10 protein-coding genes are annotated in these 15,383 nt (G+C 34.8%); 1 reads left to right on the forward strand and 9 read right to left on the reverse strand.

Annotated features, from left to right (window positions below):
• Positions 1–68 precede the first annotated feature (68 nt).
• The gene (locus MHB53_RS06830; RefSeq protein ID WP_340916502.1) at positions 69–1,652 is read right to left on the reverse strand and encodes a peptide chain release factor 3; all 1,584 of its coding nucleotides are present in this window, start codon (positions 1,650–1,652) and stop codon (positions 69–71) included.
• Positions 1,653–1,812: 160 nt separating this feature from the next.
• Entirely contained in the window at positions 1,813–2,868 is a 1,056-nt protein-coding gene (locus MHB53_RS06835; protein WP_340916503.1) for a M42 family metallopeptidase, read from the reverse strand.
• 233 nt (positions 2,869–3,101) lie between these two features.
• Between MHB53_RS06835 and MHB53_RS06840 the strand changes: the two genes are divergently transcribed.
• A complete protein-coding gene (locus MHB53_RS06840) occupies positions 3,102–3,542 on the forward strand; it encodes an OsmC family protein (protein ID WP_340916504.1) in 441 nt (146 codons plus the stop codon).
• Between the two features lie 296 nt (positions 3,543–3,838).
• Here MHB53_RS06840 and MHB53_RS06845 read toward each other — a convergent pair whose 3' ends face one another.
• The 7 genes from MHB53_RS06845 to MHB53_RS06875 form a co-directional block, all read right to left on the reverse strand.
• Entirely contained in the window at positions 3,839–4,906 is a 1,068-nt protein-coding gene (locus tag MHB53_RS06845) for an ATP-binding protein (protein ID WP_340916505.1), read from the reverse strand.
• Positions 4,907–5,337: 431 nt separating this feature from the next.
• Positions 5,338–7,662, reverse strand: a complete 2,325-nt coding sequence (yicI, locus tag MHB53_RS06850; protein ID WP_340916506.1) for an alpha-xylosidase — start codon at positions 7,660–7,662, stop codon at positions 5,338–5,340.
• A 288-nt stretch (positions 7,663–7,950) separates the two neighbouring features.
• A complete protein-coding gene (locus MHB53_RS06855) occupies positions 7,951–9,639 on the reverse strand; it encodes an ABC transporter substrate-binding protein (RefSeq protein WP_340916508.1) in 1,689 nt (562 codons plus the stop codon).
• Positions 9,640–9,709: 70 nt separating this feature from the next.
• Positions 9,710–10,624, reverse strand: a complete 915-nt coding sequence (locus MHB53_RS06860; protein WP_340916509.1) for a carbohydrate ABC transporter permease — start codon at positions 10,622–10,624, stop codon at positions 9,710–9,712.
• A 13-nt stretch (positions 10,625–10,637) separates the two neighbouring features.
• A complete protein-coding gene (locus tag MHB53_RS06865; protein ID WP_340916510.1) occupies positions 10,638–11,600 on the reverse strand; it encodes an ABC transporter permease in 963 nt (320 codons plus the stop codon).
• A 237-nt stretch (positions 11,601–11,837) separates the two neighbouring features.
• On the reverse strand, positions 11,838–13,403 hold the full coding sequence (locus tag MHB53_RS06870; protein WP_340916511.1) for a response regulator transcription factor: 1,566 nt from the start codon (positions 13,401–13,403) through the stop codon (positions 11,838–11,840).
• 1 nt (position 13,404) lies between these two features.
• Positions 13,405–15,186, reverse strand: a complete 1,782-nt coding sequence (locus tag MHB53_RS06875; RefSeq protein ID WP_340916512.1) for a sensor histidine kinase — start codon at positions 15,184–15,186, stop codon at positions 13,405–13,407.
• Positions 15,187–15,383 lie beyond the last annotated feature (197 nt).

Consider the following 15,383-nt stretch of genomic DNA (forward strand, 5'->3'; position numbering starts at 1 on the left):
CTAGCTTCATATAATAGCCATATCTTATAGAAAAGCACGACTCTGAAAGAGCCGTGCTAGGTTATATATTATGCTTCTGAATCCATTGGATTGCTGAGAATAATCTCTGGGTTTTTATCCTGGAACCAGCGTAATGCAAATTCATTTTCAAATAAGAATAATGGTCGATCATAACGATCCTTTACGAGCTGACTACGCTGACTTGATAATGATTCGTCAATTTTATCGTTTTCAACCCATCTGGCAATTTTCGTACCAATGGATTCCATAATCACATCAGAATTATACTCATTTTTCATCCGATGTTCAAAAACTTCGAATTGGAGCTGTCCAACTGCCCCGAGAATATAATCTTCCAAGCGATATGTTTTATATAATTGAATCGCACCTTCTTGCACTAACTGCTGTACACCTTTATGAAAACTTTTTTGTTTCATTACATTTTTCGCCGTAACTCTGACGAATAACTCTGGGGTAAACTGTGGTAACTTTTCAAATTGAATATTATTTTTTCCTTCATAAATCGTATCACCAATTTGATATGTACCTGTATCATACAAGCCGATGATATCACCACTTACAGCCGCATTGACTGTACTGCGATCATCCGCCAAAAATTGCGTTGACTGGGAAAGTTTAATTTGCTTGCCAGTTCTTGCAAGCGTCACATTCATGCCACGTTCAAATGCTCCAGAACAGATTCTAATAAAAGCAATCCGGTCTCTATGTGCCGGATTCATATTCGCTTGGATCTTAAATACAAATCCAGAGAAGCTATCAAAAGAAGCTGCCACTTCCCCCTCATTTGTAAGCCGTGCTTGTGGTGATGGAGCGAATTGTAAATACGTTTCTAAAAAAGTTTGCACACCAAAATTTGTTAATGCACTCCCAAAGAAAACAGGAGATAATGTACCATCATTTATTTTTTCCTTTGAAAATTCATTTCCAGCTTCATCAAGCAACATAATCTCTTCCAATGCTTGCGTATATAAATCTGACTCTTTTAATGGATGATCCCCGATTATTTCTCCATTGTCATCAATTGGAAGGAAACGCTGATCTTCCTCTACACGAAATTGTTCAATTCTCTGATTATAACGGTCATATATGCCGTAAAATTCTTTTCCCATCCCAATTGGCCAATTCATCGGATAGGATTCGATACCAAGTACTTCTTCTAATTCTGCGAGTAATTCTAATGGCGCTCTACCTTGGCGATCCAATTTATTTATAAATGTAAAAATCGGTATGCCCCTCATTCTACATACTTTGAATAACTTTAACGTTTGTTCTTCTATTCCCTTAGCAGAGTCGATAATCATGACAGCGCTATCTACCGCCATCAATGTTCGATATGTATCTTCACTAAAGTCTTGATGCCCAGGCGTGTCCAATATATTTACACGGAAATTGTCATAATCAAATTGCATAACTGAAGAAGTAACAGAAATTCCTCGTTGTTTTTCAATCTCCATCCAATCTGATGTAGCATACTTCCCAGTTTTCTTCCCTTTTACTGTCCCTGCATCACGAATAGCCCCACCGAACAATAATAATTTTTCCGTTATCGTCGTTTTTCCCGCATCCGGGTGAGAAATAATTGCAAATGTTCTTCTTGATTCCACTTCTGTCTTTAATGATGTATGTGCCATAAAAATAATTCCTTCCGTCATTCAGTCTTTTTCTATCATATTCTTTGATGGGATGGATATCAACGCTTATATAAAGATTTTTCCAAAATCAAATATTCTTTCGCTACTTTTCATATAATTTAAGCGTATAAAACGATCTAAATTTAGAGTCCTGTTCATTCTATATCGTGGTAATCCCCGACTGAACATAAGCTAATAATAGTTTTTCAGTATTTAACAAAGATGATTCATGCGTTCTTTCGAGAGCATGTGATGATTCTATCCCCGGACCGACCAAACCATGTACAATATCATGTCCTGATCTAATAGCTGCAGATGCATCTGATCCGTAATATGGATATATATCCACCTTATAATCAATATTATTTTGTTTAGCTAAATTCACAAGCTGCTTTCTCAATCCATAATGATATGGACCGCTTGAATCCTTAGCACAAATAGAAACAGTAAATTCATCTGATGACTGACCTTCACCAAGGGCTCCCATATCAACCGCCAAATATTCTATTGTTTCTGGTGGAATATTTGAATTACCACCATATCCGATTTCTTCATTATTTGAGATCAGGAAATGGGTTGTATAAGGAAGTTCAACACCGTCTTCTTTTATATGCTTGATCAGTCGCAAAAGAATGGCAGTGCTTGCTTTATCATCTAAATGACGAGATTTGATAAAGCCACTTTCTGTTATTTGAACACGAGGATCAAATGATACAAAATCACCGACATTAATACCAAGTTTTCTCGTTTCCTTCTCATTAATCGTTCTTTCGTCAATCCTAACTTCGATATTATCTTCATTTCTTTTCGCTTTCCCTGCATCCTTATAAACGTGGACAGATGTTTGTTTCATTAATATAGTGCCAGTATATCTTTTCCCTGTCTCCGTTTCAATTTCACAATATTCACCTTCCACTGCGTTCCAACGAAAACCACCGATCATATCGAGCTTCAATCTGCCATTTGACTTAATTTCTTTAACCATCGCGCCTAGGGTATCGACATGAGCAGTCAGCATCCGGTGCTGATCTATATTTTTACCGGGAATGGAAATAAGCAGTCCTCCTTTTCGATTACGTTTCATTTCTAACTCAAACCCATGTAAATATTGTTCGCAAAACTCAATTACATTATCTGTATTTCCTGACGGACTAGGAATGGAAACTAGCTCTTTTATTAATGATACTGTTTCTTTTATATTTGGATTAGTTACCATACGAATAACATCCTTTCTATTTTTCCTATAATGTGAAACTTCAATCAGTTGGGGTTTTTCTATCATCCCCCACTGATTGTTAGTTGAACCAATCGGGCATTTACGGGCAGTTGATCCCCACTTACTCTTCATTGTTTTTACTTGAATCCGTGAAGTGGGGTTTTACTGCCCGTTAATCTGCGATAAAATGATGTTATAATCATATCATGACTTGATGTAAGGAGGAAAAGGTGATGGCTAAACATTCATTTTTATTAAAAGCTAATTGGCCTGGTGGAAGGAATGGCGTAGGAACGATTGACGCAGGAAATTTGACTACAAAAGTGTCAATACCTCCAGAAATGGATGGGCCTGGCATTGGTACAAATCCAGATGAAATGTTACTTGGGGCTGCCGCAACCTGCTACATTATTACCTTGGCTGCCATGCTAGAACGTGCGGCCATTCCAGTATCTGATCTTTCACTTGAATCAGAAGGAATCGTTGAAGTGATGAATGGAGTGATTACATATAAAACAATTATTCATCGTCCAAAGATAATCTTAAACAGCGAGGAATATGAAAAAAAGGTTGCCTTACTTGCTGAGAAAGCAGAAAAAAGTTGTATGATTTCGAGGGCTCTGGCGGGCAATGTCGACATACTGCTAGACTCTTTAATACAAATTCACAAATAAAAAAAGCGCAAGCGCCATGGTCATCGACGAATGTGCAAGGTGGAACATTAGGTAAGCTTCATCAGGCTCTAAAAAAGTCGACATATCATCTATCGTGGACACATTCATATACGTAATGTGAGGCGGGCTTTCGTTTTCTAAAATCCCCACGCCCCGTGGCGTTAGCGGCATCCGTCCATTGAAAATAAGAAACAGGTCGAACCACAATATTTTCAAATTGCAGCTTTAATTACGTATTCTTTCCAATAACAAATAATAGCATTGGTCGGAGACTTGCTCCTCTTTTATACTATCTTTTATGTTGGGAGGTCTACAGTAAATGTCGTCCCCGTACCAACTTCACTACGTACATTAATATGACCCATATGTTCTTCAATGATTTTACTACTCATCATTAACCCAAGTCCATTACCCGAATTCTTTGTTGTAAAAAATGGTTGACCAATTTGTTCCAGAACAGATTGAGGAATTCCACAGCCTTCATCTATAATTGCTATTTTAACTTTTTTTCGTAGATCATCACGTGATACGTTTATCGTTAATGTCCCACCTGATTTCATTGCTTCTATTCCATTTTTAATTAAATTAATAAATACTTGTTTGATCTTTTTTTCATCACAAAAAACTTCTATTGAAGAACATATGGTTTTGATTAGAAATTGAACTTTATTTTTATATGCCTGTACCTCGAGTAATAATGTTACCTCTTCAATGATTTTAATAATATTCAAATGCTGCTTATTATAAATTGATGGCTTACTTAATACCATAAGTTCTTGGGTTATTTGTTCAATCCGTACAATTTCACTTTGCATTAAAGACAAGTATTCTTTTTTTATGACTGTCTCCGAGGATAATAATTGAAGAAATCCTTTCACCGTTGTAAGAGGATTACGAATTTCATGCGCTAATCCCGCAGCAAGTTGTCCAATCAGCGATAGATTTTCCGCTTCAATTAATTGATCTACAGTTTTTTTTCGGGAAGAAATATCCCTACATATTGATATGGCTTCCATTGGTTCATTCGAGGCAGGATTCTTTATAACAGAAACAGTTGTCTCTGTCCAAATATATTTACCGCAGGCATTTTTGATCCGGTATGTAAATGTAGCAATTTCCATATCCCCATTAGCAAACGGAAGTAAAAATTCACCAATGTCGTCTGGATGAATATAATCATAGCTTAATTTTCCGATTAATTCCTTTGGATCATATCCATATGTAATTTTTACGGTGTCTGAAACTTCTAGGAAGATACCTTCTAAACTTCGTCTTATTATGACATCAGGACTTGCTGTATTCATCAATTGATTTACCATAGATTTTCCACTAAGCGTTTTACTTCTTGTTTTTTCAAGTAGCAAATAATTCTACCCCCTTTATTTATCAAAATTTTCCAAAGATAAATATAATCATATTATATTAGTTAATATGAGTTTGTAAACAAAAATATGTTAATTCTACATAAATACTTCTATTTGTATGATAAATAGATAATTATTTAAAGTGGTTACTCTTCTATCATCGTACATATAGACGACTATTTACAGTGAGATGTTGCTATTTTAGTTGAATTTATTTAAATAAATTCAACCATGGTCTTAATATCCTAGCCAGAGATCTATGAATAGCCGAAAGGATTGGTTTACATCTATATTTTTCAACATTGCGTTTATATTACATAATATTCATTTTGGTAGGGTCTATGAAATAGGAAAACAATTTTTCCTAGTATTTATTTTTTGTGTAATAAATAAGTGCCCAAAAGCTACGCTTTTGGGCACTTATTTAGATATTAAAGTATTATCATGATTTTACCATTCTTCTCTTTTGGTTCTATCGATAATCCTTCATCTGTTATATTTTGCTTTGCGCCTCTCACTTCATTAGCAGTAAATAAATTCCGTAATACAAATGTCCAATCTTTATTTGCGTAATTTTCTACGTCTATGGTAATTTCGTTTCTTCTTCTTTTTACCTTCACTATTAACTCCGCTTCAGCTTTCGTATTGTAGATAGTTGTTTCAGCTTGTTGCTCATCTTCAAGTTCAAATAAATGTAACGTAACTTGATCAGCAAAATCGTAATCCGTTGTCGTTTTTTCTGATCCAATTGCAAGGATTGAGTTTGGCTTTGCATACAATGGTAAATCAAAGTAGCTATACTCCTTATGTTGCCATCTTCCGCCTTCGACTACTTCGTTTGATAGTAGATGTGTCCATTTGCCTTCCGGTAAATAAAAACGTCCAACACCTTCGTCATTAAATATTGGTGCAACTAACAATGAATCACCGAACATATATTGTTTATCTAAATATTTACATGCTGGATCATTGGTATAATCTAAAACCATTGCCCGCATCATAGGAACTCCCTCTTGCGCAGATGCAATCGATGAACTATATATATATGGCATTAATGAAGATTTTAGTTCCGAGAAAAACCTTGTTATATCTACCGCTTCCTCATCAAATATCCACGGAACTCGATATGATTGATTACCGTGTAAACGGCTATGTGTCGACATTAGACCAAATGCAGTCCAGCGTTTATAAAGATCTGGTGTTGCAGTTTGTTCAAATCCGCCCATATCATGACTCCAAAATCCAAAACCTGATAGCCCTAAAGATAAACCGCCACGCAAACTTTCAGCCATTGATTCGTAGGTTGCATAGCAATCACCACCCCAGTGAACTGGGAATTGCTGACCACCAGCCGTTGCTGAACGTGCAAATAAAACAGCCTCGTTTTTTCCTAATTTTTCTTCCAATACTTCAAACACTAATTTATTGTATAGAAAGGCATAATAATTATGCATTTTCTGTGGATCTTCTCCGTTATGATAAACAACGTCTGTCGGAATTCTTTCTCCAAAATCAGTCTTAAAACTGTCTACACCCATATCGACAAGTCGTCGTAAATGATTTGCATACCACTCACATGCCTCCGGATTGGTAAAGTCAACGATACCCATGCCAGGTTGCCATTTATCCCATTGCCATACATCACCATTTGGCCGATGTATAAGGTAACCCTTTTCACATGCCTCCGCGAAAAGGGAGGATTGCTGTGCAATATAGGGATTAATCCAAATGGAGATCTTTAAACCTTTATCTTTTAGCCGTTTTAACATTCCTGCTGGATCAGGAAATACTTGAGAATCCCATTCGAAATCAGTCCAATGGAAACCTTTCATCCAAAAACAATCAAAATGGAATACGCTTAATGGAATATTACGTTCTAACATGCCATCTACAAATTCATTTACTGTTTGCTCATCATAATTAGTTGTAAATGAAGTCGTTAGCCATAGTCCATAAGACCAAGCTGGTGGGAGTGCTGGTTTTCCTGTAAGAGATGTATAGTTGCTCACTACTTCTCTTAACGTTCTCCCGCCAATAATATAATAATGAAGAGATTCACCTTCCACACTAAATTGAACTTTCGATACTTTTTCTGAGCCAACTTCAAATGAAACGTTTTCAGGATGGTTAATAAAAATCCCATAGCCTCGATTGGATAGATAGAATGGGATATTTTTATATGCTTGTTCTGTGCTTGTGCCACCATCTTTATTCCATATATCTACGGTCTGTCCATTCTTTACAAATTCCGTAAATCGTTCTCCCAGACCATAAATTAATTCATCTACTGATAAATTCAACTCATCTTTTATGTACGTCTTGCCGGTATCTGCAGTTATATGAGCAATTGCTTTAAAATCACTTTTAGTTAATTGTTTTTCGCCATAAAAGTATTCCGCACTCCACTCTTTGCTTTTCGGCAGTTTTACACTTGCTTCACCACTCGTTAGGATTAAAAAGTCTCCTAGATCAGCAACATCTAGATTCGTTTCTGCTTGCTCAAATACTTCAAATGCTGGTTTACGCTTTTTACGTCCTTCATGTCTTATCACTTCTACAGAAATAACGTCTTGAATTGGCGTGGAATAGCGTATTGTTAATAATGGTACATCTAATTGACCTGAGCGTGATTCTACATCTCTTGGTGCTACGAGTACATCCACTTCATTCTTCTTCACATTAGTTGTAAATACTTGAACAGCAGGAATTAAATCCATGCCTTGTTGAATCATCCAATTACCATCTGCGAATTTCATATCGTCACCTCATATTGTTAAATATCGTCATTAATAACAATTACTAATTATTTCAACCTTTAAATACTTTCACTGCATTGATTAAAACTACTTATCAATCTTTGATCTAAATAAATATATTATACTAAAATCATTACAAGTAATTGACCGATAGAAATACCCGACATATTTTTGCTTTCGTTCTACTAAGTATTTTGCTACTAGGAAAATTCTATACTAATAGATGTAGATCGGTTAAATAGAAAAGGTTCATGAAAAATGAACCTTTTCGATGATATAATTAGTAATTTATTCACTCCATAATTCAACTGTATCTTGAACTAGTTGTGTAAACTCTTTTTCTCCTTGTTCTACTCCTGCTTTAGTTAAATCATCCATAAATGCATCCCATACTTTATCAAAATCTGCGGGTTTAGCGAGAATGGCTTCTGGAACACGTTTCTTAGCAAGATCTAACACCTTTTGGTTAATTAATTCAAGATCGGAACCAGCTGGAATTTGAATATTGTAAGCAGCACCCCAAGGTTTTACAGGGAACTCATCCTCTTGAGGGTATAAATCTTTAAATAATTCAACACCATATCCGTCAAGTACCTCTTTTTCTACATCTGTATAAGATTCTTTAATTTGTTCAGGGGAAGCAATTGTATATGTTTGACCCGTTGAGTCAGTAGCACCATCACCATATCTCGGCGCAAATCTTTGGAAATTGTATCCAATACCAGTTTCCTTTGCAAAGTCTTTATCATTGTCGCGTTGTTCCATTACGTCCGCAGGAATAACACGTTTCCCGTCTACTATCTCGTAGTGTTCTCCCTCAATGCCCCAATTTGTCATAATTTGTGCTTCTTCAGATGCCAAATAGTCCAGAAATTTAATTGCACGAACAGGATCTTCGCAATCCACTGTTATTCCAATTCCCCAACCTACTTGATAACCAGGGCTTTGGAAGTTTGTATGTTTATACTCTTCACTTAATGTGACTGGATATGTTCCATACATTCTTTCATGCATACCTGATTCACGTAATGCATTTTGGGCTTGTGAAACAGACCAATCTGGATCCATTATGCTAAGTACTCTACCAGAAGAAAGCTTCGCTAAATATTGATCATATTTTTGTACAAAACTCTCCTTGTCTAATAGTCCTTCAGCATTCATATGATTTAACCAACGGAAGTAATCTTTTTCAACAGGACGACGATAATGTAGTATCGCTTCATGTGTATCTGGGTCAATATAATATTCACCATCATCCGAGCCACCAGTTGCCCAGAAAGCACTATTTAATGTTGATGGTTGAATACGCCAATCATCAGCTAAAAGGGATAAACCAATTGTTTTTTGTCCATCAATTTCAGGATACTTTTTTATATATTGTTTGACTGCGCTTTCATAGTCCTCAAGGGTATGCATTTCTGGATAACCTAATTCTTTCACTACATCATGTTGAATACTAACTCCCATACCAGGTGTATAATAAGTTGCATCAGCTGGAGAAGTACTTAAAATATAAATGGATGGATCTTCCTTACTCCACTTCAAGCGATTTAAATCCTCACCATATATTTTTTTAAGATTAGGAGCATGCTCTTCAATCAATGGTGCTAGATCGATTAAAGCTTCAGCATCCACGAGTGTTCCTGCTTCTCCTTTTGGAATAATCATATCAGGATATTCCCCACTAGCAGCCATTAATGCTATTTTTTGTTGACCGCCATTAATATCAAACTCAGGTTTAAGTGTAACGCCGGTTGCTTCTTTAATTTTCACACCTACTGGGCTCTCCATCTTTTCCCAATCAGCGTTTGCATCAGAATCAAACACGGTCAATTCAATTGATGACTTATCATCACCTGACGAATTATTTGATTTACCTTCTTCTTTTGAAGCTCCTTCTTTTGCTTGACAAGCTACCATAATAGTTAAAATCATCGCAAATAATAGTAAACTAAAAATCTTTCTAAATGGCTTCATTTAATTTTCTCCCCCTAAGTAACTGAAATTTATTGAATTTACAAGATACCTGCTATACCATGATTTACCCTCATTGTTTCACTGCTCCCAAAGTCATACCTTGTATAAAATATTTTTGCAAGAATGGATAGACCACGATAATTGGTACTACAGTAACCATCGTTATGGCCATTTTAATAGAATCCGGTGAAACTTGGTTAGCTTGCTGTTCTTGACCTCGAAGTTGATTAGCATCAACGCTACCCATTTGCGTATTCTCCAAAATTTTCATTAACTCATATTGCAAAGTTGTTAAACTTTCATTCATGCTGTTATATAGATAGGTGTCAAACCAACTATTCCATTGCCCTACTGCAACAAATAAAGCAATTGTGGCTAAAACGGGTTTACACAACGGCAGGATGACACGATAAAAAATAGTAAAATCATTGGCCCCATCCATTTTCGCAGATTCTTGCAAAGAAAATGGGATGCCATCCATGAATGATCTAATGATAATAATATTAAATGCATTCACCAAACCCGGTAGAAGATAAACCCAGAACGTGTTGATCAGATGTAATTCTCTGATGAGCATGTAACCCGGAATTAATCCCCCTGAAAAATACATCGTTAGAACGATAAAAGTTGAAACAAAGCGTCTGCCTTGGAAATCAACACGACTCAATGTAAAAGCGACCATCGCGGAGGAAAACACACCTAAAACCGTACCTATTACTGTTCGTAAAACAGAGTTAGTAAATCCGGTAATTAAGTTATCATACTTTGCTATCTCAATATAATTAGATAAAGTAAACTCCCGCGGCCATATATAAATGCCTCCTCTTATCGTATCTGTTGAATCATTTAATGAAATCGCTAAGACGTTCAAAAAAGGATATAATGTAACAATCATAATGATTGTTAAAAAAGTATAGTTGATTATATCAAACAGATGCCCCCTAATGCTCGGACTTCCGTGACTCTTTTTAGTTACCGTGCCCAATTAGTTATCCTCCTTACATAACACTTTGATTTGAATATCGTTTGAATATACCATTAGCTAGAAGTAATAATAAAATACTTACGACGGAATTAAAAATACCAATTGCAGTACCATATGAGAATCTTCCTAATCCAATACCGTAGTTAAGCGCATACAAATCTAACACTTCTGCGTAATCAGTAACTAAAGAATTCCCTAGTAAAAATTGTTTTTCAAATCCGATATTAATCAAGTGACCAATATTTAAAATAAGAACAACTAAAATCGTCGGCCGAATTCCTGGTAAAGTGATATGCCAAATTTGTCTAAGTCTACTAGCTCCATCTACTTTTGCCGCTTCATAAAGTTGCGGATCAAGTCCAGCTATCGCGGCTAAAAAGATAATGGCATTCCAACCCATCTCTTTCCATAAATCTGAAACGGTAACAATTCCCCAAAACCAGGTTTCTTTTGCCATAAATTGAAAAGGCTCATCAATAATACCAACCTTCAGTAGTAAATCATTAATTATACCGCCATCAATGGATAACATTTTACCGACTATACCAGCTACAACTACCCATGAAACAAAATGCGGTAAATAAGTAACCGTTTGTACCGTTCGTTTAAAGGAAGAATGACGAACTTCATTTAAAAAAACAGCAAATAAAATTGGAATCGTAAAACCTACTAATAAACCTAATAAACTCATGGCCAAAGTATTTCTAAAAGCCATATAAAAACGTTCATCACTCAATAAAGCTATAAAATGTTCTAGTCCAACCCATTCCTGTTCAAAAAATGATTTTGCGGGCCGAAAGTTTTGAAAAGCCATTGACCATCCCCACAATGGAAGATAGTTAAAAACAAAGACCCATGCAACAAAGGGGAGTGACATCATGTATAGTGCCTTTTGGTTGAAAAACACTTTCCAAAAACTATTCTTCTTAACCTCTAACTTAATATTCCCATTAGACTCCTTTGTAATTACCTTCATTTAACCCCCTCCTTCGACTTAATTCTACCTAATATTAAGGCTAATAAATACCCTAAAAATTAGCACTAAATTCATATAACAATTGTAGAATCCGTTTACATATTATTTTAAAAACTATAAATGTCCTGTTAAACGCATTTTTGTGATGTACCTAAAAGTTTGATTTAAATCGCTTTTTTTCTCACAGAAAAAATTCCTCTCGTAAGGATAGAGAGGAATTTTTGATAAAGTAAAACATCACAATTTTTCATTAATACTTTCTACTTCTTTTCGAAATCGAGAAGGAGAAAAACCAGTATAAAATTTAAATTTCTTGTGAAAATAATCTACATTTGCATACCCGATTTGTTCAGCTACCTCATAGACTTTTAGTCCCTTTTTTAATAAACCTTTCCCTTTTTCAATCCGCACTTGATCTAAATACGTATTAAAATATACGCCTGTGCTACTTCTAAAAAGTTTACCTAAATATGCACTATTATAATTAAATACCTCGGCAAGTGTTTCGAGGCGAATATTTTGAGCATAGCTCTTATTAATCAAATCAATCATCTTATTTACAATAATATCTGTTTTTCCATTATCCAAAAATTGGACAACATTCTTAGTTTGTTCCAATAAAAAACTTCTTATGCTGGGTAGTGAATCCATTTCGTAAATATCGGCACTCTTTGCTAGAATTGAATTTATGAAAGGCTTATAACTTGGATTTGCAGTCATCACTTTACTTAACGAACCTGTGTATATTTGTATACTTAAAGTTATTATCTCCTCTTTTGATAGTAGCCGTACTTTCACTTCTTTTACGAATTCATCTATAATTTTTTTACACATTTTATAATCTGCTATTTCTAAGGAATAATAAAGCTTGTCCTCAATTTCATTCTTTTGAAAATCATTCACTATGTTGTCAGGAGAATATTGCAGAATAGCATGTTCATATTTATTTAAAATTTTCCCTATTTCAAAATAAAAGCGACGGTCCATTAATTGTAACGCGGTTTCAAATGATTGACTGATATTTTTCAATTGATCGACTTCGTCCCCTACTACAGCATAAAATCTTTCTGTTTCAATGACTTCAGAAATTTCTTTAAACATTGTAGACGTCTGAATCTTATTGCTATTTTCATTAAATAGTAGTAACCCTAGTACATCCTGTCTTTCAAATACATACCCTCTTTTACTAATTTCATAAATAGCCTTCAATTTTAGTTTCCATTCCGATGACTGACGCTGCATATCATTTCTGCTTTCTATTTCTTTTAGTAAGATAATTTGAAATTCGGCATTTATGAGACCGAAATGTTCTTGAAAATGAACAATTTCACTTTCATCTAGTATGAGATCATTTGTTAGGAGTAATTTAATTAGACGATGTCTTGTTTTCTCTTTATTATGCTCTTTCATTTGTTCCAAAACCTGCATTTGTTTTAATTTTACCTTGATTATGTGTAAAGACTGAATTAATTCATCTTCATCTAATGGCTTTAGCAAATACCCATCCGCACCTGATTTTATCGCTTGTTTAGCATAATCAAAATCAGCATACCCGCTTAAAATTAAAAAATGAACATTTGGAGATTGTAGACGAATCTCCTTCATCATAGTCAACCCGTCCATTTGAGGCATTCTAATATCAACGATCATTAAATCAGGAGTTAATTGCCGATATAATTGAATTCCTTCCACACCATTTTTTGCAACCGCAATTACATCAAACCCCTGCTCATTCCATGGTATAAGTGTTTTCAATCCTTCAAGAATAGTCGGTTCATCATCCACAATGACAACGCTATGCATTTTATTCCCCTCCAGGTATTTTAAACTGGACCTTAGTTCCAAGACCTTCTTTACTATAAATAACCAGTCCAGAATCTTTTCCATGCGTAAGTACTAGACGCTGATGGACATTACGTAAACCGATTCGAATACCATCCTTTTCACTTTGATCCTCTAATGATAAATATATATCTTTAATTTTTTCTGGTTGGATTCCAACACCATTATCTTCAATTGAAACATAAAGGGAGGCATCTTTCATGTATGCCTTTACAATGACCTTCCCATCCTTTTCTTTTTCTTCTAGACCATGAATAACAGCATTTTCCACTAATGGTTGAATGATTAGCGGATGGACAAGCACCAATTCTACATCTTCCTCTATTTGAAGATCATATGTCAGACGATCTTCAAATCTAAATTTTTGTATTTCCAAATAACAACGTACTACTTCCATTTCATCTGACAAGCGGATTTTCGCACCGCTTGTTTCAAGACTTTTCCTCATTAACTTACCAAGTAATTTGACGATATCCGCAATTTCCTTTTCACCCTTCATATGGGCTTTCATCCTAATCGCTTCAAGTGTATTAAATAAAAAGTGTGGGTTGATTTGACTCGCCAACATTTTAAATTTGATTTTATTTTGTTGTTTTTCAATTATATTTTTTTGCCGATTGCTTTCATATACTTGGTCAATCAATTGCCGAATATTACCAACCATATTATTGAATTGCTGAGATAATTGCCCAATTTCATCATTTCCATCAATATATATTTTGGTTTCTAAATTTCCAGCAGCAACATGACTAATTTTTTCGCTTAAATTTGAGAGTCGTTTTGCCAATAGCCATGATACACCTGAAATTAATAAAAATGCCATGAATACAGCAATAGCCGTAATTGTTACTCCAAGTAGGCTTAAACGGTTGGCATCCTTCACAATATGCTCTGTTGAAACAACGGAAATAACTTTTAATTGATTACCACTCGCTTCTGTTAATAAATAGTCGACAATAATTTGAGAAGGCTCACCATTTACTTTACCTTCAATCGTAATTGGCAATTGATCTGTAGTAAATGTGGAATCAATTAATCCTGCAATCTCCATTCCTATCAAATCTTGATTATTAGTCGCTACAACGTGATTGTTTTCATCAGTAATCACAGTTATGGAGGATTCTTGGTCTAGAATCAAATTTAATTGCGCTTGATCAATTGTAATAACAAGTATCCCGGAAGTTTTATAATCCCAGAAATTCATTTTCCTTACGAGGCTTAATTGCTTCTCACTTCCTTGCGTTGGATTAGTCATATAATTCCACTTAACCAAACCATTCGCCTTATCTGCGTCTTGATACCAATTTTCATTTTTAACTTTATCGTCTAAAGGTAAAAAGGACCAATTATTTAGCATAGAGGGGTTATCCATGTAAAAATAAATATGATCGACTATAGGATAAAGTTCCTCGTAGTATTGGAAGTCTTTATAATTATTATATGCATTTACTACATCATATATTGAATCGTATTCCTCATTAGCTAAGCTCTTTAACCTAGCGTCGAATTGCAAGTTATTGGAAATGTAAATTGGTATTTTTAGCAACTCATCTGTTCGCTTCTTTACTCGTTCAACATTCATTTGCGTTACTTCCAATGCATCATTTAACGCCATTTTTCTCAACTCTTGCGTTAAAAAAATACCGACAATTAATATTGGAAGAAAAATCACTCCGACAAATGAAAACATTAATTTATTCTTTAATTTAAGATCATTAAATTTACGGATGACATATGCCTTCATAAAATACTCCCATTTTGTAATAAAAAACATATAGAAAACGAACCTTCACATTTTCGAAAGGTTCGTTTATTCTTTTCAATTGAGTGAATATTCACTAACTTTAAAGGGAACTTTCAACACTAAGGGTGAAAAAATTTCAAATTTAATAGCTTTAGTGCCTTCATTATTGTCCACACCTGATTTTCATCTTAATATAC

It is taken from the genome of Bacillus sp. FSL K6-3431, assembly GCF_038002605.1.
Lineage (GTDB): Bacteria > Bacillota > Bacilli > Bacillales > Bacillaceae_C > Lederbergia.

Excerpts from the sequence above, each read along its gene's own strand:
- MHB53_RS06855 (WP_340916508.1), bottom strand. The coding sequence starts at position 9,639 with ATGAAGCCATTTAGAAAGATTTTTAGTTTACTATTATTTGCGATGATT.
- MHB53_RS06830 (WP_340916502.1), bottom strand. The coding sequence starts at position 1,652 with ATGGCACATACATCATTAAAGACAGAAGTGGAATCAAGAAGAACATTT.
- MHB53_RS06870 (WP_340916511.1), bottom strand. The coding sequence starts at position 13,403 with ATGCATAGCGTTGTCATTGTGGATGATGAACCGACTATTCTTGAAGGA.
- MHB53_RS06835 (WP_340916503.1), bottom strand. The coding sequence starts at position 2,868 with ATGGTAACTAATCCAAATATAAAAGAAACAGTATCATTAATAAAAGAG.
- yicI (WP_340916506.1), bottom strand. The coding sequence starts at position 7,662 with ATGAAATTCGCAGATGGTAATTGGATGATTCAACAAGGCATGGATTTA.
- MHB53_RS06865 (WP_340916510.1), bottom strand. The coding sequence starts at position 11,600 with ATGAAGGTAATTACAAAGGAGTCTAATGGGAATATTAAGTTAGAGGTT.
- MHB53_RS06840 (WP_340916504.1), top strand. The coding sequence starts at position 3,102 with ATGGCTAAACATTCATTTTTATTAAAAGCTAATTGGCCTGGTGGAAGG.
- MHB53_RS06875 (WP_340916512.1), bottom strand. The coding sequence starts at position 15,186 with ATGAAGGCATATGTCATCCGTAAATTTAATGATCTTAAATTAAAGAAT.